Source organism: Pedobacter sp. GQ55, assembly GCF_059758925.1.
The window spans coordinates 99,339-120,879 of sequence record NZ_JCAXEI010000010.1 but is presented as its reverse complement, the minus strand read 5'-3'; the positions used below and the strand labels follow the sequence as shown (position 1 = coordinate 120,879).

Annotated in this window: 19 protein-coding genes; 6 read left to right on the top strand and 13 right to left on the bottom strand. The window is 37.6% G+C overall.

Annotation, left to right across the window (positions count from 1 at the left end; genetic code table 11):
- Positions 1-55 precede the first annotated feature (55 nt).
- The 4 genes from AC6CH7_RS21660 to AC6CH7_RS21645 all read right to left on the bottom strand — a co-directional run bounded on the left by AC6CH7_RS21660 (position 56) and on the right by AC6CH7_RS21645 (position 4,304).
- The gene (locus AC6CH7_RS21660) at positions 56-397 is read right to left on the bottom strand and encodes a hypothetical protein (RefSeq protein ID WP_498264684.1); all 342 of its coding nucleotides are present in this window, start codon (positions 395-397) and stop codon (positions 56-58) included.
- Positions 398-443: 46 nt separating this feature from the next.
- On the bottom strand, positions 444-1,442 hold the full coding sequence (locus AC6CH7_RS21655) for an NAD(P)H-dependent glycerol-3-phosphate dehydrogenase (RefSeq protein WP_498264683.1): 999 nt from the start codon (positions 1,440-1,442) through the stop codon (positions 444-446).
- A gap of 81 nt (positions 1,443-1,523) precedes the next feature.
- On the bottom strand, positions 1,524-2,864 hold the full coding sequence (locus AC6CH7_RS21650) for an efflux RND transporter periplasmic adaptor subunit (RefSeq protein ID WP_498264682.1): 1,341 nt from the start codon (positions 2,862-2,864) through the stop codon (positions 1,524-1,526).
- A 69-nt stretch (positions 2,865-2,933) separates the two neighbouring features.
- Entirely contained in the window at positions 2,934-4,304 is a 1,371-nt protein-coding gene (locus AC6CH7_RS21645) for a TolC family protein (protein ID WP_498264681.1), read from the bottom strand.
- A gap of 151 nt (positions 4,305-4,455) precedes the next feature.
- On the opposite strand from AC6CH7_RS21645, the gene AC6CH7_RS21640 reads away from it, so the two are divergent.
- Positions 4,456-5,073: a polysaccharide deacetylase family protein gene (locus AC6CH7_RS21640; RefSeq protein ID WP_498264680.1), complete on the top strand. Its 618-nt coding sequence runs from the start codon at positions 4,456-4,458 to the stop codon at positions 5,071-5,073.
- 290 nt (positions 5,074-5,363) lie between these two features.
- On the top strand, positions 5,364-7,640 hold the full coding sequence (locus tag AC6CH7_RS21635) for an aconitate hydratase (RefSeq protein ID WP_498264679.1): 2,277 nt from the start codon (positions 5,364-5,366) through the stop codon (positions 7,638-7,640).
- 73 nt (positions 7,641-7,713) lie between these two features.
- On the opposite strand, the gene AC6CH7_RS21630 is transcribed toward AC6CH7_RS21635, so the two are convergent.
- The gene (locus tag AC6CH7_RS21630) at positions 7,714-9,678 is read right to left on the bottom strand and encodes a glycoside hydrolase family 97 protein (protein WP_498264678.1); all 1,965 of its coding nucleotides are present in this window, start codon (positions 9,676-9,678) and stop codon (positions 7,714-7,716) included.
- Between the two features lie 195 nt (positions 9,679-9,873).
- Here AC6CH7_RS21630 and AC6CH7_RS21625 point away from each other — a divergent pair, with 195 nt between their 5' ends.
- Complete coding sequence (locus tag AC6CH7_RS21625) at positions 9,874-10,311, top strand: DoxX family protein (RefSeq protein WP_498264677.1); 438 nt, start codon at positions 9,874-9,876, stop codon at positions 10,309-10,311.
- Positions 10,312-10,321: 10 nt separating this feature from the next.
- Here the strand turns inward: AC6CH7_RS21625 and AC6CH7_RS21620 are convergent, their stop codons facing one another.
- The 3 genes from AC6CH7_RS21620 to AC6CH7_RS21610 all read right to left on the bottom strand — a co-directional run bounded on the left by AC6CH7_RS21620 (position 10,322) and on the right by AC6CH7_RS21610 (position 14,127).
- A complete protein-coding gene (locus AC6CH7_RS21620) occupies positions 10,322-10,729 on the bottom strand; it encodes a putative signal transducing protein (RefSeq protein WP_498264676.1) in 408 nt (135 codons plus the stop codon).
- A gap of 176 nt (positions 10,730-10,905) precedes the next feature.
- The gene (locus AC6CH7_RS21615; RefSeq protein ID WP_498264675.1) at positions 10,906-12,249 is read right to left on the bottom strand and encodes a GH1 family beta-glucosidase; all 1,344 of its coding nucleotides are present in this window, start codon (positions 12,247-12,249) and stop codon (positions 10,906-10,908) included.
- Positions 12,250-12,285: 36 nt separating this feature from the next.
- Complete coding sequence (locus AC6CH7_RS21610) at positions 12,286-14,127, bottom strand: MutS-related protein (protein WP_498264674.1); 1,842 nt, start codon at positions 14,125-14,127, stop codon at positions 12,286-12,288.
- A gap of 64 nt (positions 14,128-14,191) precedes the next feature.
- Here AC6CH7_RS21610 and rlmH point away from each other — a divergent pair, with 64 nt between their 5' ends.
- Together rlmH and AC6CH7_RS21600 are read left to right on the top strand one after the other, a co-directional pair.
- Complete coding sequence (rlmH, locus tag AC6CH7_RS21605) at positions 14,192-14,665, top strand: 23S rRNA (pseudouridine(1915)-N(3))-methyltransferase RlmH (protein WP_048907404.1); 474 nt, start codon at positions 14,192-14,194, stop codon at positions 14,663-14,665.
- Positions 14,666-14,726: 61 nt separating this feature from the next.
- Positions 14,727-14,855, top strand: coding sequence for a hypothetical protein (locus tag AC6CH7_RS21600; RefSeq protein ID WP_262889301.1), 129 nt, complete (start codon positions 14,727-14,729; stop codon positions 14,853-14,855).
- 229 nt (positions 14,856-15,084) lie between these two features.
- On the opposite strand, the gene AC6CH7_RS21595 is transcribed toward AC6CH7_RS21600, so the two are convergent.
- Complete coding sequence (locus tag AC6CH7_RS21595) at positions 15,085-15,624, bottom strand: DUF5606 family protein (RefSeq protein ID WP_498264673.1); 540 nt, start codon at positions 15,622-15,624, stop codon at positions 15,085-15,087.
- Between the two features lies 1 nt (position 15,625).
- Positions 15,626-16,063: a peptidylprolyl isomerase gene (locus AC6CH7_RS21590; RefSeq protein WP_498264672.1), complete on the bottom strand. Its 438-nt coding sequence runs from the start codon at positions 16,061-16,063 to the stop codon at positions 15,626-15,628.
- A 219-nt stretch (positions 16,064-16,282) separates the two neighbouring features.
- Between AC6CH7_RS21590 and AC6CH7_RS21585 the strand changes: the two genes are divergently transcribed.
- Positions 16,283-17,464: an asparagine synthetase B gene (locus AC6CH7_RS21585; protein ID WP_498264743.1), complete on the top strand. Its 1,182-nt coding sequence runs from the start codon at positions 16,283-16,285 to the stop codon at positions 17,462-17,464.
- A 140-nt stretch (positions 17,465-17,604) separates the two neighbouring features.
- Here AC6CH7_RS21585 and AC6CH7_RS21580 read toward each other — a convergent pair whose 3' ends face one another.
- Genes AC6CH7_RS21580 through lpxK form a run of 3 tightly spaced genes read right to left on the bottom strand, consistent with a single transcriptional unit; the run spans position 17,605 to position 21,468 of the window.
- The gene (locus tag AC6CH7_RS21580; RefSeq protein ID WP_498264671.1) at positions 17,605-19,620 is read right to left on the bottom strand and encodes a putative porin; all 2,016 of its coding nucleotides are present in this window, start codon (positions 19,618-19,620) and stop codon (positions 17,605-17,607) included.
- Positions 19,620-20,435, bottom strand: a complete 816-nt coding sequence (locus tag AC6CH7_RS21575) for a purine-nucleoside phosphorylase (RefSeq protein ID WP_498264670.1) — start codon at positions 20,433-20,435, stop codon at positions 19,620-19,622. The genes AC6CH7_RS21580 and AC6CH7_RS21575 overlap by 1 nt, the downstream gene beginning before the upstream one ends.
- Entirely contained in the window at positions 20,407-21,468 is a 1,062-nt protein-coding gene (gene lpxK, locus AC6CH7_RS21570) for a tetraacyldisaccharide 4'-kinase (protein ID WP_498264669.1), read from the bottom strand. The genes AC6CH7_RS21575 and lpxK overlap by 29 nt, the downstream gene beginning before the upstream one ends.
- Positions 21,469-21,541 lie beyond the last annotated feature (73 nt).

Genomic DNA, 21,541 nt, shown 5'->3' with positions numbered 1-21,541 from the left:
ATCTTGATATAAAAAAGCCCTCCAGAAATTCTTGGAGGGCTTTTTTTATACTCTCTTAAGGTTTTACCGGTCTGTCTTTAATCTGAGAAGCTTTAAGGTATACCTTTGCTCCTTTTTTATTAATATAATACTTCTTATTCTTACCGTCAATATATATATCTGTGCCATCAGGTGCCATTTTTCCTTTATAGGTCTGATCAACAACTTTAGCACTGCCTTTTACAGCTACTTCAGCAGTTTTATTCCCTACCTTTTTCGCTGTTTTACCTATTGCTTTACCTGTTTTATCGAGTGCTCCCCCTACCGTTTCTTTTTTCTTATCCTGTGCATTACTGTTAAAAGAAACGGTTGCGCATAACGCCAGAGCTAGTAAGCCCATCGCAAATTTTGTTTTCATAGTTATCTGTTTATATAAAAAACAACTATATCCACATTTTGTTTACTTAATTGAGCTGCTCTGTAAGCAAGCGCATTTCAATATGGGGCGAGTGCTTTTCGTACAAAATAGCATAAACAGCCCTGCTAATGGGCATATCAACCTTATATTTCTTGTTTACATGATGCATGGAGTTTACCGCGTAATAACCTTCGGCTACCATGTTCATCTCTAATTGCGCCGATTTTACAGTATACCCCTTACCAATCATATTTCCAAAGGTCCGATTACGGCTGAACTGGGAATATGCTGTAACCAGCAAATCTCCAAGATAGGCCGACTCTTTAATATCTCTCGAAATAGGATGGACAGCATCTACAAATCTTTTAATCTCCCTGATAGCATTAGATATTAATACCGCCTGAAAATTATCTCCATAACCTACGCCGTGGCAAATCCCACTGGCTACAGCATAAATATTCTTCAGAACGGCAGCATATTCAGTCCCAAAAATATCATCAGAGATATTGGTTTTAATATATCTTGTGCTCAACAGTCTTGCAAATGTTGCTGCAAGTTCTAAATTGGTAGAAGCAATAGTTAGATAAGACAATTTCTCCAGAGCAACCTCTTCTGCATGGCAAGGCCCACTTATAACTACAATATCCTCATACGGCACATTATATTTCTGATTTAGAAACTCACCAATGATTAGATTTTCATCTGGCACGATACCCTTAATTGCAGAGATGATCTTCTTGCCGTTTAGTTGTTCCGGACTCACACCATCCAGCGTTTCCTTTAAAAAGGCTGCCGGCACATTTAAAATGATGTAGTCTGCCTTTTCAATAATATCAGAGATGTTGTTGGATATATTATCTTCAGGAATCCTGATTTCAACAGAACTCAGATAATTCGGGTTATGCTTATATTTCTGCAAATGCGTTATCGATTCCTGATTGCGCATCCACCAATAGATTTCCTTAGCAGTAAAATTATCTGAAAGCATTTTTATGATTGCAGTAGCCCAACTACCGCCACCAATCATTGCAACTTTAGGTATCATAACTTATAAATAAAAAACCCCGGTTTATTGTTTTAAACCGGGGGCAATTTACTTATTTTAATGACTGATATTGCTTACTTTCTATTTGGGAGCAGCAAACAATTGATCCTTAGTGGTTTTTTCTACTTTCATGCCATCCTTTAATCTGTTTTGAATTGCCGAGTAAGGACCTGTTACCACTTCCTGATTCGCTTTAAGTCCAGATTTAATAATGATGTATTGATCATTTTGAATTCCTGTAGTAACCTCAGCACGTTTTACTGTACCATTATTAAACACATATACGTACTGTTTAATGGTTTTATCAGAAAGCTTAGATTTCTGTTTGTCTACATTTTGATCATTATCAGCAGGCTTTTCAGCTTTAGCCTTATCTTCTGTAAATACAGATTGAATAGGAATTGCTAACCCTTTTAAAGATTCACTTTCGATATCCACTGTTGCAGACATTCCTGGTCTGAATGGAGATGGAAGATCTTTTGCTCCTCCTTTAATATTACTGTACGAGTCAGCTAAAATACGAACCTTAACGTTGAAGTTCGTGACCTGATCCACAGTGCTTGTGGCAGTACCCACATCTTTAGACGAACTTGCTATTTCAGTTACAATGCCTTTAAATTTTGTGTCCGCAAACGCATCAACCTCTATAATAGAGCTATCTCCTACATTCACCCTGTTAATATCGTTCTCGTTCACATCTACGTTTACTTCCATAGATGACAAGTTAGAAATACGCATAATCTCTGTACCTGCCATTTGAGCTGTACCAAGAATACGATCTCCCAATTCAACTGATAGTTTAGAGATTACTCCATCAACCGGAGCGTATATAGTAGCTTTAGCAAGGTTAGCGCCTGCTTCTTTAACATTGGCGCCACCTTCCTGCAAACTGTATTTCGCACTGGTAACCATAGCTTTCAGTCTGGCAATATCAGCTAAGGCACCAAAATATTGCGCTTTGGCGGCATCAAATTCTGAAGCTGAGATCACTTTTTTAGTAAAAAGTTCCTGGCTTCTTTTATAGCTGGCTTCAGTATTATCAAAATTTGCATTGGCTTGTTTCAACTGTTGCTCTGCAGCCACTACCTGGGCTTTCTGAGTATTATTTGAAGCTACAGCTCTTTCGAATCCCGACTGAAGCACATCTGGTCTAACTTTAATCAGCAATTGACCTTTTTTAACCACATCGCCTTCTTTAACCAAAAGTTCAGTAACCTCACCCGATACTTCAGAGCTTAGTTTTACTTCAGTTTCAGGCTGTACTTTTCCGCTGGCAGTAACAGTTTCAACAACTTTTCTGTCAGCCGCCTTTTCAATCGTCACCTTCTCGGTTTTATCTGCTCCTATTAAGCCGGTAAATTTTGCTACCGCCAATAATACGAGAATAACTCCTATTGCAATTAGTATGGGTTTTAGTTTCATTTGAATTTATTTATTTTTTATCATTTATAATCAAGGAGGAATAAATTGTGCGAATCTATAATGCTGCTCCTAGAAAACTATTTGTTTGCCTAAGTAATAGTCAATCACCTTTGCTTTAAAAAGCAAATCATACTTAGCTCTGATCATGTCTATTTCTGCTTTATTCTTATTTGTTAACGAAGTGTTGTAATCTAAAGAGTTGACTAAACCAACATTATAACGTTGCTCAATTACCGAAAACGCCTCTTTTCTTGCATTAAAAGTATTGGTTGTAGATTCGTATGTACTTTCCGCTGCTTTTAAATCAGCAACAGCCTGATAAATAATTTTATTTAAGTTGTTTTTCGTCAACTGTTCATCAGCCTGAGTCTGCAAAAAGTTAATTCGGGCTTTCTTTACACCTATTCTAGACTGTAAGCCATTGAATATTGGAATACTTAAACCTATACCAACTCCTTTCGAAACATTATTTTTTATCTGGTTGCTAAAAGACAGATTCTGAATATTTGCCGGAAGATTGTAATTATAGTTATAGAACGACCCATAACTTCCACTTAAAGTCAATCTTGGATATAAACTACCTTTTGCTACATCTATCCCCTTTTTCGCAGAAGCAGTTTGAAGTGCAGCCAGTTTAATATCCGGGAAAAGATTTATTGCATCTGAATATACCTGCTCGGCATTATAATTTACAGATGGCTTATTGAATTCAGCTATTACTGGAGCCTGTACATCGTATCTCGTCGAAGAAGGAATATCCATTAACTGAGCCAGAGTCAAATAAGAAATGCTAAGTGCATTTTCTGCAGTAGTAACATCCAACTGAGCAGTAGCAGTTTGCGATTTGGATTCAGCTAAATCAGCAAGTGTTTTATTTCCAACATCCAAAAGTTCTTGCTGCTGTTTCTGTTGTTGCTGTGCTACAGATAATTGTTGTTTTGCAGCAGATAAACGATCTTTATTATATAAAATCTCCATATAAGAGGTAATTACCTGAAGGATTAAATCATTCTTAATTTTATCCGTATTGGCTTTTCCCGCCTCAAGAAGTATTTTATTTTGCTTGATCTGGTTTATTTTTGAAAGGCCATTAAACAAATCAAGACCTAAACTTGCACCCGGACTAAAGCTATAATTCTGTGTATTCTCATAAATACCCGTATTACCAAGATTATTACGTCCCCAACCCATATTCTGATCAGCACCTGCATTCAATGTTGGATATAACGCTAATTTTGACTGCTTCAAATTTTGACCGGCAAGATCCTCACTCAGCTGTGATTTCTTTACCTGAAGGTTATTATGTAAAGTTTCTTCTATTGCTTGTTGTATGGTAATAATCTCTTGAGCGTTAGATTTTTGCACAAAGCCCGTAATAAAGATAAGAGAGAGTGCTAAGGTTAATTTGGGCAATGTACTATAAGGGTTAATTTTTTTCATAATTTAGTTTTCACAATATTAATATAAACAACTTATTCGTTTTGTAAATTTTCAGGTACAACAACTGTATTTTGTTGCTTCTTCTCTTCCTCTATTTTCTCTTAAGGCTTAAAAGAAGCCAATAAAACTAAAATTTTCTCTAAGTTTGAGCATGTACCTGATAAAATCCCCGCTTTTATTAAAATGGTATTACCCATCATTAACCTGGCACAAGAACCGGGATCAAAAAGTTATTTATTTAACCTTTGACGATGGACCCATACCAGATGTTACAGACTTCGCATTAAAAACTTTAAAAAGCTTTAACGCGAAAGCAACATTCTTTTGCATCGGAGATAATATTCACAAACATCCTGATATTTTTGAGAAGATAAAGAACGAAGGCCATCGCATCGGCAACCATACTTTTAACCATTTAAAAGGATGGAAAACGCCGGATGAAATATACACTAAAAACTTCCAAAAGTGTCAGGAATTAACTAACACGAATTTATTTCGTCCACCTTACGGCAGAATTAAAAAATCTCAGATCACCAACATCCGCGCAATGAACCCGGAAACTCAGATCATTATGTGGGATGTACTTAGCGGCGATTTTGACATCAACCTGGCACCTCACAAGTGCTTCAACAATGTAATTAAGCATACAGGCAACGGATCCATTGTAGTTTTTCACGACAGTTTGAAAGCCTATGACCGGATGCACTATGCATTACCTAGAGTGTTGAAACATTTTTCTGAACTGGGTTATCGTTTCGATTCTCTTTAATTTTTCACGATCTGAACAGCTAAGGTTAGGCCAAAATACAAAACCATTTCAACACGCTAAAAAACAGATAATTACAAGCACTACAAAAAATAAAAGTGTTCATAAATGAACAGCAGTGTTCAGAAATGATCGCAACTATTTTGCAGATATTTAAGCCATTAAGCCTTTTACATTATTTAGAATAGGTATAAATAATATAATGATATGCAGATGATGTCCTACCCCTGTTTTTTTTTGTAAATTCGCTACAAAATAATAAGAATAACTTACCCTTTTAACACATATTATCAATGGCTTTTGATATAGAAATGATCAAAAAGGTGTATGCAAACTTTGGCCCCCGCGTTGAGGCGGCCCGTAAATTAGTAGGCAGACCTTTAACACTCTCAGAAAAAATTCTTTACGCCCACCTTTGGGATGGTAATACAAATACCGCTTACACAAGAGGTACTGATTATGTAGATTTTGCTCCTGACCGTGTGGCCATGCAAGATGCTACTGCACAAATGGCTTTATTGCAATTTATGCAGGCAGGCAGACCAAGAGTTGCTGTTCCTTCTACCGTTCATTGCGATCACCTAATCACTGCAAAGAATGGTGCTGAAATTGACTTACCGGCTGCAAACACTGAAAGCAAGGAAGTATTTGATTTCTTAGCTTCGGTTTCAAACAAATATGGTATTGGTTTCTGGAAACCAGGTGCAGGTATTATTCACCAGGTTGTTTTAGAAAACTATGCTTTCCCGGGTGGAATGATGATAGGTACCGACTCGCACACTGTAAACGCAGGTGGTTTAGGTATGGTTGCCATAGGTGTTGGTGGTGCTGATGCTTGTGATGTAATGGCAGGATTACCCTGGGAACTAAAATTCCCTAAATTAATCGGCATCAAACTTACAGGAAAATTAAGTGGATGGGTATCTGCTAAAGATGTAATCCTTAAAGTTGCAGGTATTCTTACTGTAAAAGGTGGAACAGGTGCAATTGTTGAATATTTTGGCGAAGGCGCAACAAGCATGAGCTGTACCGGTAAAGGAACCATTTGTAATATGGGTGCCGAAATTGGTGCTACAACTTCAACATTTGGTTACGACGAAAGCATGGAACGTTATCTACGTGCCACCAGCAGAGCTGAAGTTGCTGACGCTGCAAACGCAATAAAAGAACACTTAACCGGCGATGCTGAAGTTTATGCAGAGCCTGAAAAATACTTCGATCAATTAATCGAAATTAACTTATCTGAACTTGAGCCTTATTTGAACGGCCCATTCACTCCGGATTTAGCTACTCCTATCTCTAAAATGAAAGAAGTTGCTGCAGCTAACGGATGGCCAATGAAAATCGATGTAGGATTGATCGGTTCTTGTACCAACTCATCATACGAAGATATTTCCCGTGCAATCAGTATTGCCAAACAAGTATCAGAAAAAGGCTTAACTGCTAAATCTGAATATTGTATCAATCCTGGTTCTGAGCAGATCCGTTACACCATTCAACGTGATGGATTTTTAGACGTATTCAAAAGCATAGGTGCCAAAGTATTTACAAATGCCTGTGGACCATGTATTGGTATGTGGGACAGAGTTGGTGCTGATAAACAAGAGAAAAACACTATTGTACACTCATTTAACCGCAATTTTGCAAAACGTGCCGATGGTAACCCTAATACTTTTGCCTTTGTTGGGTCTCCGGAATTAGTAACAGCATTAGCTATTGCAGGCGATTTAAGCTTTAACCCATTAACAGATACGTTAACAAACGATAAAGGCGAACAAGTAAAACTTGATGCTCCAACCGGATTTGAATTACCTACTAAAGGTTTTGCTGTTGAAGATGCAGGTTACCAGCAGCCAGCTGAAGATGGAAGTAAAGTAGAAGTACTTGTTTCTCCAACTTCACACAGGTTACAACTACTTGATCCGTTTACTCCTTGGGAAGGCACAGACCTTAAAGGACTTAAATTGCTGATCAAAGCAAAAGGAAAATGTACTACCGACCATATCTCAATGGCTGGTCCATGGTTAAAATTCCGCGGTCACCTGGATAACATTTCTAACAATATGTTAATTGGTGCTGTAAACTACTTTAACGACAAAACTGATTCAGTTAAAAATGAGATTACTGGCGAATATGGTCCTGTACCAGCAACCCAGAGAGCTTATAAAGCTGCCGGATTAGGTTCTATCGTTATCGGTGATGAAAACTATGGTGAAGGATCAAGCCGTGAGCACGCTGCTATGGAACCTCGTCATTTAGGCGTACGTGCCGTATTGGTAAAATCATTTGCCCGTATCCACGAAACCAACCTTAAAAAACAAGGTATGCTTGGTTTAACCTTTGTTAACAAAGAAGATTACGATAAAATATTAGAAAATGATGTTATCGATATCATTGGATTGACAACATTTACACCTGATGTTCCGCTTACTTTAGTGTTAAACCACGCTGATGGAACTAAAGAAGAGATATCTGTTAATCACAGTTACAACGAACAACAAATCGAATGGTTCAAAGCAGGTGGTGCATTGAATATCATTCGTAGAGAAGCCGCAGCTAAAAACGCTTAGCAGCTTACATCTCAATATAAAGAAAGGGGTTGATATTTAAAATATCAACCCCTTTCTTATATCATTTGCCCAGTTACATAATTACTGCAGCCCAACCCCCATTGCGAACCATCTTAATATCAATCTTGTCTCCCGATTTAACCTGTACCGTTTTCTTTCTATAATCCATTGCCTGGCGACCGGCATTAATTCCATCCTCAAAATAAGTCATTGTATAGGTTTTACCTTTTTCAAGGAAATCAAAATTTAAAGAAACGGTTCTTTCTTTTTCCTTACCATTGGCTATTGCTCCTACAAACCACTTGTCTTTTTTTCGCTTAGCTACTACAGCAACTTCACCCATTTTAGCCTCTAGAGCTTTCGTTTCATCCCAGGTGGTTGGTACACTTGTGATAAATTCAGTGCAATCCAAGTTCCTGTAATAAAGCGTAGGGTTATCAGCCAGCATCTGTATTCCGCTTTCGAAAACAACAAATAAAGCCAATTGATAAGCGCGCGTACCAATGCTTGCTGCATTTGGCCTATTGGCTCCGTAAACGTCAGGCTGCATGCTTATCATTGCACCAGGAGTATAATCCATAGGCCCAACGGCATTACGCATAAAGGGGAGATATAAACTATTATCCGGATAACATCCACCCATCTGCTCCATTCCCCTAACCCCTTCGTAAGAAATCACGTTTGGATATTTATACTCCAAACCGGCAGGTTTAAATGCACCATGGAAATCGACAAACAATTTATGCTTGGCCGCTTCTTTTGCAACATCCTCATAGTAATTAACAATCCATTGATCACTACGGTCCATAAAATCTATTTTAACCCCTTTTACACCCCATTCCTGGAAGGTCTTAAACAATTCCATATTCTTATGAACAGTTAGCCAGGTTAACCATAATACTACCCCTACGTTCTTCTCTTTACCATAGCGAATCAGCTCATGTACATCAACATCCGGATTTGGAGTGTAAGGATCAGTAGTACTCTTTGCCCAACCCTCATCCATAATAATATATGGTATACCAAATTTAGCGGCAAAGTCTATATAATATTTATAGGTTGCTAGGTTATAACCCGAAACAAAATTCACATCCGGACCGTAAGGCGCAGCATCATTCCACCACTCCCAGCTTGCCTGCCCTGGTTTAACCCAGCTAGGATCTTTTATTACACTTGGCGAAGCTAGTTTTAAAGTCATCGTATTTTCAAGCAGTTGCTTATCGTCAGATGTGACCACAAAGTATCTCCACGGGAAATTACGGGTACCAGAAGTTTTTGCAATATAATCAGCCTCCTTAAGTATCTTTAGACTACGATCGCCATCCTCACCAAATTCAAGCGGGACTTTAGGAAAAGCTGCCGACACACCATTATTCCCGGTTCCCTTAAGAAACAGACAAGGATAGTCTGTCAGATCTGATTCGCTGATCAATATCTTATATTTTTTCTTTGTATCTATAAGTACAGGAAGGGTCGACATTTTATTTTCAGGCTTCCAGTCCTTTGACTGCACCTGCGAGTACAGCTCTTCATAAGCAGTTTTAAATCCGCCAGGCTGTTGCAAATGAAGGGCATATTCGCCCGGAAAGTTGACAGAAAATTCCTCATTCATCACCTCAACACTGTCTTTCTTACTGGTAATAAAGCGATAAGCAATCCCATCATCAAAAGCACGAAACTCTACGGCATAATTACCTTTAAAATTAAATATCAGCGAGTTATAGTTACTTTTTACAGTAGAAAATTTCAAAGAAACATAGGGTTTAATGATTTCAGTACCCTGCCCTTTTTTGCTGCTGGTAAGTTTTGGATTTTGCCCTAAAATCTCATTTCTGAGGCTCATTTGTAGATGGTTATTTTCTAACAACAGATCCGCTCCGGAGGAAATGGAATAATATATTTTGTCGGATATATTAATGGAAACTTTCAATCCCCCATTAGGAGACTTAAGCTCAACACCTTTAGTTTGAGCGTTTAAAACCGCCGATAATCCAAACACGGCTACAATGGTTAGTACGAGTTTATTAATAAAATTCATGAAAATAGTGGTTTATCTATATGGTTGAGTTTTTGCGATTACAATATATTTGGTTCAGTTTTGTAAAATTAAAGGTAATAATTTATATGCTAAAACCATTTACTTAACATATCTTTTCAATTTCACAGCCAATTTTCTTAAAGCGAGGAATACATAATTTTTTTATGTAAATTCATATAACCAAAATTCAAGATTATGAACGTGCTCACAAAAATTCAAAATTGGGGTAATCGTCATCACCCAAAATGGCTCGACTATTTTAGAATACTTTTAGGCTTAGTACTCATTTGGAAAGGTATCGCATTTGCATCAAATCTTCCCGCCTTTACCAATATGATGAAAGATGCTATGTTGGGTGTAGCAGTATCAATTAGCTTACTGGCGCACATAATTATAGTGCTTCACATCATCGGTGGACTCCTCATTGCTGTCGGCTCGCACACACGCTTATTTTGCCTACTCAATTTACCAATACTTATTGTAGCAGTGTTCTTTGTTAATTTGAGAGCAAACATATTTAGCCCATATGCAGAATTCTGGGTTTCTGTGATTGTACTGATCGGCCTGATTTGTTTCTTGATTGAAGGTAATGGAGTGCTATCTGTTGAACGAGATAAAAAGGCAGTGGTTTAATTAATTGAAGCTAAAATTCGTGCTCACAATCAAAGCAATGATGGGTTTTCTTTGCATAAAAAGGATAGATCATTAGCGCGAAGGAAACGATCATAGTTAATAGGTTAAACCTCTTTTTTGTAGCCTGTACATACCCTACGTGATTAGAACCACAGTTAGGACAAATCTCAACGCCCGGCTCGGTCTCTTCCTGAGGTAACTGAATATTTTCATCCTGAAGAATGTCCTTTACCAGAGGGATGTCCTTTTCAAAAATATGAAGCTTAACCCCACCAAGTGCCTGAGTATACAAGGGATTTATGGTAATTGTATTTTCATCTGATAAAAAACATTGAACACCACTATCCATTAATCTTGCTTTCACAATATTGGCCTCAATTGGGTTATAAAAAGTTTCAAATACTATAATCTTATCCATTTAATAGCTTTGGTTATAAATATACTAAAAAGCCTTGAATTGTAACCGTTACAATATCAGGTGAGATTTGTCTGGTGCCAGGGCCTTGACGGGGCCTTGCTAGGGCTAGTTGCCCTGCCAAAGCCCTGTCAAGGCCCTGATAAAGCTCAACCAAATGGAGCGCGGCTCCTGCTAATTTATAAATCGGATGCCAAAAATTGCTGGAACCAGAAACCGGAATCCTTAATGGTTCTGTGCTGAGTTTTAAAGTCTGTATGTACCAAACCAAAACGGGCATTAAAACCCTCGGCCCATTCAAAATTATCCATTAATGTCCAGGCCATGTAGCCTGTAATATTTAACCCTTCATTTTTGGCTTTTAGCAGGGCTGCCAAATAAAGCTGAAAATAAGCTATGCGTTCCGGATCATGAACATGATTGCCCGATACCTTATCATGATAGGCTGCACCATTTTCAGTAATCATTAATTTCTTAATACCCTGATAGGAAGCGAATTGCTTGATGATATTGTAAAAGCTATTGGCATTTATTTCCCATCCCATTGCAGTATGTGGTTTTTTCCTGCTTTTAGCTTTAACTTCCCATGCCTGCAGAACAGGGATAAATGCATTATATTTTATGGTTAAGGGGAAATAATTTTGCAGACCAATAAAATCGAAATCAAAAGTTAGCCGCTTAGTGTGCCGCCATGTAGAATGTTGGATAGAAAATTTCTCCATCAAATCCCAATCTGCTCCCGGATAACCTAAGCCCAACGTAGGTTCAATAAATAACCTGTTCATCAAACAATCAATTCTTTTAGCTGCAGTTATATCGGCGTCGCTTTGCGTATACGGAACAACTTCAGAGCAAGAGAAGCTTGTTCCAATGTTGGCGTTGGGTACTTCGGCTCTTAGTATCCGGCCGCCATCGGCTTGGGCTATGGCAGTATGATGAACGGCAGAAAAGAAATTGGTTAAGCCCGTTTTCCCAGGTGCATGTACGCCTAACATGTATCCCAGCGAAGTAAAGCCGAAAGGTTCATTTAAAACGATCCAGTTCTTAACCTTATGGCCATACTCTTTTGCACATATAGATACAAAGTTATTAAAGGAATCGTTGATGCTATAAGCAGTCCAGCCGCCCTCATCTTCAAGCGCATCGGGTAAATCCCAGTGGTAAAGTGTTACATAAGGAATTAGTCCATTTAGAAGACACTCATCTATCACCTTGTGGTAAAAAAGAATTCCTTCTTTATTTATAGTCCCCTTGCCATAAGGAAGGATTCTGGACCAGGCTATTGAAAATCGAAAAACGGAGAAGCCAAGTGTTTTAACAAGGGCTATATCTTCTTTGTATCTATGGTAAAAATCGCAAGCATGCCTGGGTTCATGCCCCTTTTTTATTTTACCTGATCTTTTAGAAAATGTATCCCAAATAGATGGACCTTTGCCATAGCTATCAGAAGCGCCTTCGATTTGTGTTGCAGCTACAGCCACACCCCATAAAAAATCCTCACCAAAATCAGATGCTTTAATCATACCTGCAGTTATTAAAGGCAATATGGCATTATGGTATTAACTTAATGTTAAGCCTATCTGTTTGAGTAACAGGGCCGCATTAAAAGTTTTGCAAGGACCATGTTTCAACTTGTAATCAAACTCCATTTCATCCTCTGCTATTTGAATATCAAAATGATAGTTCCTTACATTATCGCCATGATCTGCTTCCATTTCTGAGAGTTGTAAATCGTGGGTTGCAAAAAGTGCAGGTGTGCTTTGTGTAATTAATTTTTCTATAAATACCTTAGATCCAAGGTATTTATCCTTACTGTTTGTTCCCCTAAGCATTTCATCAATCAGCACAAATGAATTTACAGAAACATTGATGGCATCAAGTATCATTTTTAGCCTGTTAAGCTCTGCTTTAAAGGTTGAGGTATGATCGTTCAAAGAGTCTTTGATACGCATATAGGAAAGTACTTTAAATATAGAAAGCGACATTTCTTTAGCGCAAACGGGTGCACCTGCAAATGCGAGCACCATGTTAATACCCAAGGTACGCAGAAATGTGCTTTTCCCTGCCATATTTGAACCCGTAACAATATCAACTGTAGGATGGGCATCAAGACTAAAATCGTTTACAACACGTTCTCTTTCGTGAATTAACGGATGCCCTAGTTCAATGCCCTTTAAGTTAAAGTTATCAGCAATTGCTGGGAAGTTCCAGTCAGGCTGGTTGTGGTTAAGAGTGGCAAACGAAATCAACTCTTCGAACTGACTGATTCTATACAGGCCACCTACCAGGTTAGTTGACGACTTTACATACCATTTATTTAAATCGAAGGAGCATTTTAAATCGAGGAGCAAAAACAGGTTTAAAAAAAAGCCTACAAATGGATTGAGCCTGTTGTCAAACGCTTTAATGATGGAGGATAGCTGTTTGATTTGTTTACTTACAGGATCGTTTGTTAGGCTGTCGCTATCATTTCCCTTAAAAAAGTCCTTAATATAGGGGCTCGTCCAGGTAATATCTTCTGTCCACTTTATTGTACCCGAAAAGGCATCTAATAAATTTGATCCTCCTGTAAATCCATAATACACCAGGTTGATGTATTTCAGATTGAAGAAAATGAGTGCCATATTAAATAAGGCTACAAGGCCAAATATTTTCCATACATAGCCACCGAATATTGCGCCAAGTATAAGCACGCCGAAAGTAATAAAAGGCCCTATTTTCACATATAACTGAAGGGCTTTATTTTGAGTGAACTTTAGCTGATTGGGTAGCTGATGCTCCAACTTATCCTTAATAACATCGAGCTGACCGGGTTTGTGGTTTTGTAATTCGGCTCGGAAGTGAAAGGTTTTGTCTATATGTTCAGTCATTTCAGCAATAGCTTCTTGACGCTGCAAAATGACATCCTTTCCATTTGGCCGACGAAGATTTTCTGCAAGGATATTTAAGCCATTATTTGTATTGCAGCGATTGATGTAAGAGAACAAAGTGCCTTGCCCGTAAATGTCCAAATCTGATGAATATGGATGGTATTCGTCGCTATAATTCTCTCCATCACTATATCCATTGGTATTCGAAGTAATATGATTCACTTCATTTTGGTAAACCCACAAAAGTTGTTCGGCATAGGTTAACTCTTGTTGTACTGCAACTTGCCTTTTAACCAAAACCATGAAAAAGATTACCGGAATAACACTTAACACTATTAATACCCACGAAAAACCAATATTTATGATGAGCGCTACTATTATTATTTCGGCAATAAACAAGCCCAAACGGGAGAATGATATTTTATTAAGCTTGCTCTTGAGGCCATCGATCTGACTTTGTTGGCTTGCTACATTATTTCTGTAATCGTTTAAAATGCTATCTTTTGTTCTTATCATTGTATTTTTCTCCATTGAACTATTTTGCTTCGGCCTAGTTTGATAAATATAGGGAATTGATTATTACGCCGCTAATTAGATGAAGATTACACTACTTGTTACAGGAAAAACAGAAGAAAAATATCTTATTGAAGGTATTGAGAAGTATTTAAATCGGCTAAAACACTATATCGGGTTTAATATGATTGTTATTCCTGATGTAAAAAACACTAAGAATTTAAGTGAAGCGCAACAAAAGGCAAAGGAAGCTGAAATGATGTTAAAACACATCAGTAATCCGGATACGGTAATTTTGCTTGACGAGAAAGGAAAAAAATATACTTCGGTATTATTTTCAAATTATTTGAACAAACAGATGATTGGAAGTGTTCAGCATTTGGTATTTGTAATAGGTGGACCTTACGGGTTTGATGAATCTGTTTATAAAAGAGCTAACGGGAGTATGTCGCTTTCTGATATGACTTTCTCTCATCAAATGGTCCGCTTATTTTTTGTAGAGCAGTTATACAGGGCTTTTAGTATATTAAAAGGAGAACCATATCACCATGAATAATCTGTATTAATTTTATGGAAATTTAATCCCGCTCTCATCATTATTTAAAAGGAGATTTATTATGCGCTTACCATCAGAATATAAAAGAAATTATAAGTTTAAAAGCGACAGAGGAAAGGATCGTTTAAGCTATATTATTGCCATAGTTATATCGGCAATAGCGTTTTTACTGATCTGGTATTTGGCTTAAAACAATAAAGGACTTGTTTAATATTGTCATCATCCTGAGACTTAAGTATTAAAAATACAAAGATGTGGCAATGACATCATGCTATAGCTCATTTCGTCTCACGATAGGAGAGTTGACGAAAGCTTTAAACATGACGGCAAATTTTTAAGCAGACTATGTACCATGCAATAAAGAGCCCGATCTACATTAATGTAGATCGGGCTCTTTATATAATATTGTAATTTGCTAACTACACGCCTTTTTTACTGGTCATGCTTGCTTTTTTAGCTGGCTGTGATGTTTTAGCCGGTGCTTTTGCATTTGCTGGTTTTGGCGTAGCTTTTGGCTTTTTATCGATCTTCTCATCAGCCTTTAATGCTTCCTGCTCTGCACTTACTGATGGGGCTTCCTCTGAAAACAAAGGCAACTCTTTTAATAAATGAAACCAGGTGACAATCTTTTTCATATCTGAGGTGTATACTTTTTCCTCATCATGGTCTGGAGCAACTTCTTTAAAGAATACCTTTAAAGCATTTGCGTCTGTTTTTGCATCAGGAACGTTTCCTTTAGCCGCAGCAATGTTAGCCAAAACATCCACAAGCTTCAGATCCTCATCTTCGCCATAAATGGTAATGTCTTCTAATGATGCAAGTTTGGTTGTAGTAATATTGGCTACAATTTTAACTTTTTGAGCATCAAGGCTTTCAAGAACGTATCCGCCTTTATTTTGCCCTACTAGTTTAAATAGCCCCGGTCTCCCAGATACTGCTACTATTCCTCTTAAATTCATATTAATCCTCTATTACTTCTATTCCTAAAATCTTGTCACCCTGTTTAATATCATCAACAATATCGACATTTTCTACTACTTTACCGAATACTGTATGATTTCTATCCAGGTGAGCAGTGTTGTCTCTGCTATGGCAGATAAAAAACTGGGATCCTCCTGTGTTTCTGCCAGCATGTGCCATTGACAAAACACCACGGTCATGATATTGGTTCTCGCCAGAAAGCTCACAATCAATTTTATAACCCGGGCCACCTGCACCAGTTCCGGTAGGATCTCCACCCTGAACCACAAAGTTTGGTATTACTCTGTGAAATATAACCCCATCATAAAATCCCTCGTTAGCTAATTTTTTAAAGTTAGCAACTGTATTTGGTGCATCCTGATCATAAAACTGAACAGTCATGTTCCCTTTCTCTGTTTTAATTATTGCTTTACTCATGTTGTTTTTTGTAAATGCCAAACTTAGATAAAATAGTTTTTATATGCAATTTATACTAAAAGCGTTATATGTACATTATAATTTTATATTGGTATGCAAAAAATATACATTCGTACCCACTGATACAACCACATGATTTTAAGCTTGAAAAAATTTGGCCTTCTGTTTTTTTTACTTGTAGTTACAATAGCTGCTAAGGCATCATCTATTCTTATTTACATGGATGAGGATCAAAAAAACCATTTAAAAGCTTATGGTATAGCGTATTGGGGCATTAAGCAAAAAGCGGATGTTAGCTGGCTCTTAAATTACAGGGGTGGCAGTTTTTTAATTGGCTACAATAAGGCTATTGAGGACGAATGTAAAACCAGGGGGGTTTCTTATCAGATACTTGCTGACGGAAAGGTTACATCTATTTTAAATGAGATTAGCGACCCACAGGTAAATATGGAAATGGTGAAGCTTGAAAAAGCTCCAAAAATAGCAGTTTATTCGCCTAAAAGTAAATTGCCTTGGGATGATGCGGTAACGATGGTGCTTACCTATGCTGAAATTCCTTACGATGTGGTTTATGATGATGATGTTTTAAAAGATAAATTGTCAGCATATGATTGGCTGCACCTGCACCATGAGGATTTTACCGGCCAGTATGGTCGCTTCTGGAGTGCTTTTAGAAATGCGACCTGGTATCGTGAGGATGTTAAAAATCAAGAGGCTACTGCAAAAAGAAATGGTTTTACTAAGGTATCTCAATTGAAGCTGGCTGTAGCTAAACGGATAAAGGAGTTCTGTACTGGAGGTGGATTCCTTTTTGCCATGTGTTCGGGTACTGATAGTTTTGACATTGCATTGAGCGCCGAAGGTGTTGACATTTGCGAAAGTATGTTTGATGGCGATGGAGCCGATCCGCAGGCTCAAAGTAAACTTAATTTTAATAACACTTTTGCTTTTAAGGATTTTAGGCTTGATGAAAACCCCAACAATTACGAATTTTCTGATATAGATGCTACTCAGACCAGAACACTTACACAGGCTAATGATTTTTTTACGCTGTTTGATTTTTCTGCAAAATGGGATCTCGTGCCAACTATGCTCACTCAAAACCATGATAAGGTGATTAAGGGTTTTATGGGTCAAACCACTGCGTTTAAGAAACATTTTGTAAAACCAAGTGTTACGGTTCTTGGTGAAAATAAAGGCGCCGAAGAGGTGCGCTATTTAAACGGCGAGATTGGTAAAGGCCAGTTTACTTTTTATGGTGGACATGATCCGGAAGATTATCAGCATGCTGTTGGCGACCCGCCAACTGACCTAAATCTGCATCCTAATTCGCCGGGTTATAGGTTAATTTTAAACAACGTTTTATTTCCTGCAGCTAAAAAGAAACCACAGAAGACTTAGTAATAACAACTAGGCTCAGCACAGCGCTATCGCCACCTCGTCATCCTGAATTTATTTCAGGATCCGGGATAGAACGTTTGAGGAATCCTGAAATGAATTCAGGATGACGATAGCTTTAAAGACAACAGGTCATCGGTAGTTTAATCGTAGAAATTCCAGCTTACACCAAATTTGAACAATAATCTGTCTGGCATTGGATAGCGGTCAACTGTATAATATCCTTTATAAAGTAAACCCTGGTTTACATAGTCGCATTTCACAAAAAGATTAGCTCTTCTTAAGCTCGCTTTAACCCATACATCTACAATTGGAGTAGTATCAAACGTTACATCTTTACCAACATAGAACTGGCCAGTTGCAGTTGAATACGAATATGCTTTGTATGGCGTGTTGTAGCGGACATCAAAACCAACATTGGTTTTTAACACCTTGAAAAAGGTATGATCCAAATAAAAACTATTGAAGGTATAAACTTCAGGAGTACGTAACTTATCAGGATTATCTGTTTTTTGATAAACAACATAACTCTCCAAATTAAACTTACCAAACCTGAATTTTTTACCTGCAGTTATTTTAAATAGGTTTATGGAAGAACCTAATTGAAGTGGTTCGATTCCGCCCTCATCATTCTGACCAAAATACAGATACTTATCTATTAGATAGTATTGTGCACCTGCATCAAACCCAAATTTTTCATTGATGAAATTAAAGGACAGGTTGATGGTTTTAGTACGATCGAAATTATTTTCCCAACGGTAATGGTTGCCAAAGTAATTGGTATAGGTCTCTTCTGGCGACTTGTTTTGGAAATAGGCACCTAGAACTATACGGCCAACAGATTTACTTAACAGAACGTTACTTTTGGCTTCATATAAAAAATCGCCTACGTTTCGTCCCTGAAAGATTTGTTGTAAATCGACATTAAAATCTATTTTGTTACTTAAACGGTAGCCGGCATTACCCAACAAAGTAACGTTTTGAAAAGTAGCTGAATAATCATAAAACCTGGTGCGGTCTCTGTAAAGCACCATCTGGTTATAATTATAAAAGTCGTGCTTTATACCTACATCAAGCTTTAGTTCATTTTTGATAATTGAACTTCCCTTTGCTCTAAGAAAAAAGCTGTAGATAAATTCATTCTGTATATGGGTATATCTTGTACTATCATTAGTAAAAGTAGTATCGGCCAAACCAATTCCATTTGGAAAAACAGATTCCCTCACACTTGCATCAGTAAAACTCTCATCTTTTTGGAATGCGTAGGAATTTGCATCATACTTTAAAGTATAAGATATCTTGTTTGTAGGGAGTATTTTTTTTGTTATTTCCTGGGCAACACTATCTATCCGTCCTACAAAATAGGTTTGCTTAAGCATAAAGCCAGTTTGCCGCCATATTCGTTTACCAGTTTGCAGCCTAACGGGCTCTGTAAGCTTATCTACAGTATTGTTAGTACCTGTATAAATAGATTCATTAAGAATAGATCCATTTTCCTGAGTTTTAAGGGTATTAAACACTACACTAGCCCACAGATTATACCTTTTGTTTGGCGATTGGTACCAGCTAAAGAGCGCTCCATTCAGGTCGTCTCCCCTTTGCCTTCTGTAATAACCGTTTGCCCCTATCCTATTAAAATTGAGTCCAACATTAAAGTTCGGCTTAATATTCTGAGAGTGTATAACTTTAAAAACCTGCTCCGCTTCGCCTGCACTAACATAATAAAGACTGGTAAACGGTGTTCTTGCCTGGTAATACCTGACATCGTCGTGCGTCATTGCGTAATAATCCAGCGAGTGCATGCCGATGTCAAAACCTATTGTTTTAGAAGGCTCAAAAAGCATTGGTCTGGCTGCCAGGCCTAAGTTACCAACCCCCACTGTTGGTGTTCTTGGTTGTATAAGTATGTTAAAATTCTGGAAGCCTGTTAGTGTTGTATCCAGAGGTATTGTTTGTATACTATCCTTTGTAAGTTTAAGGGTAGTATACCTGATAAATCTTGAGGTGAATATTATTGAATCTCTTCCTTCCTCTTCTTTTTTCCTTAAGGAGTCCATCTCCTTGTTATCATTAACGGTAGTTTTTAAATCCTGCGCGAACAATTGTACACCACCGAAGATGACAAAGCAAAAAACAAGAAAGGCAATGTTTTTATACATTATAAAGTTGAAATTAACTGGCTCAATATTTTTGTCATTTTAGGTTCGGCTATCTTTGCTGTCTCTATTATTTCTTCAAGACTAACCGGTTCAAGTACTTCAGAGAATCCCTCATCCGTTAAAACAGAAATTGCGAATACAGGGATGCTCATGTGGTTGGCTACGATAACCTCTGGCACGGTACTCATCCCTACAGCATCGCCTCCAATAATTCTCAAATAATTATATTCTGCTTTGGTTTCTAAATTGGGTCCCGTTACGGCAATGTAAACGCCTTGATGGCACTTAATGTTGTTGTCGTTAGCAATATTAATTGCTCGCTTTATTAATGCTCTGTTATAGGGCTGGCTCATGTCTGGAAAGCGTGGTCCCATATCCGAATCGTTACTACCACGTAAAGGACTCTCCGGCTGCAAATTGATGTGATCGTTGATCACCATTAAGTCGCCCTTTTTAAAATCCGGATTTAACGACCCCGCAGCATTTGAGACAAATAAGTGAACTATCCCTAAAGCTTTCATTGCCCTGATCGGGAAGGTAATTTGCTGCATAGAATAACCTTCGTAATAATGAAGCCTTCCTTGCATTGCAATTACTCTTTTACCATTGAGCTTTCCGAAGATCAGCTTTCCGGTATGAAATTCGAGTGTTGATATTGGGAAATTAGGAATATTAGAATACATTAACTGATATTCAACTTCAATATCATTAACAAGACCACCAAGGCCAGTTCCTAAAACAATTCCAATTTCCGGAAGGAAATTATCAGTTTTTCGTTTTATATATTCAACGGTTTCGTGTAGTGCTTGAAACATAATCTAAAATCTTTTGATCAAATGTAGCTTTATCTTCTTCTTGTAATGTTATTTTAACGGGCAAATAAAAGACAGGCAAATTTAAAAGTAATTCTTTTAATACATCATCTAATAAACGTTGCGCATCTTTTTCTGTTGTTATTATTATTTTTTCTTCTGAAGAATCGTTCTTAAAGGCATTTACAAGTTGCTGAATATTTTGCACAGTAAAGCGATAATGATCAGGATAGTCATGGTGATCTATACGCAACGTATATGTCTGCAACTGGGTTAACAAAGGCAGAGGGTTAGCTATCCCGGTTAACAAGAATACAGAAGTAGTATTTGAAATTGAGGCTAAAGACCGCTGTTCTTTTGAAATAAGGTTTGTAAGGCTACCATAAGTTAGAAAAGAAAAGGATAGTTTTTCTTTTGCCTCGGCATCAAAGCGTTTTAAGCAAGTGTGCTTTTGATGAGCATCTATCTTTTCAGGCCCTTTTGTAACCAGCAATGCCTGTGCCCGATGATATCCTGCAAAAGGCTCTCTTAAATTTCCGGCAGGAAGCAAAAATTGTGGACTTAGTAGTTTTTGATATTCAAAAAGAAGGATGCTAAAACCGGGTTTTACGCTTCTATGCTGAAAGGCATCGTCCAATATTATAATATCGTGATTGCTTTTTAAAAGATTAATACCGGTTACCCTGTCTTCGCAAACAGCAACAGTAACGTTTGGGAACTTGTTGTAAAACTGCATCGGTTCATCGCCTATCGTTTCGGCATTTGCGCTTGCATCTGCAAGGATGTACCCTTTGGTTTTACGGCCATACCCCCTGCTTAAAATGGCAATACGCTTATCAGACAATAGATTTACGAGGTACTCTGTTACCGGACTTTTACCAGATCCTCCAACAACAAGGTTCCCTACACAAATCACTGATAAGTCAAAATTTGTTTGCTTAAACACACCTGTATCATATAGTTTATTCCTGATGAGAACTACCAAGCCATAGAGGACAGAAAACGGAAGTAATAATAATCTGAGGTATTTAATCATGTGCCGTTTCAAAAATAAGAATTATTCCCTCGCATTTTATCACGTTTATGCAGATTGCCATTTACCTGTGTAA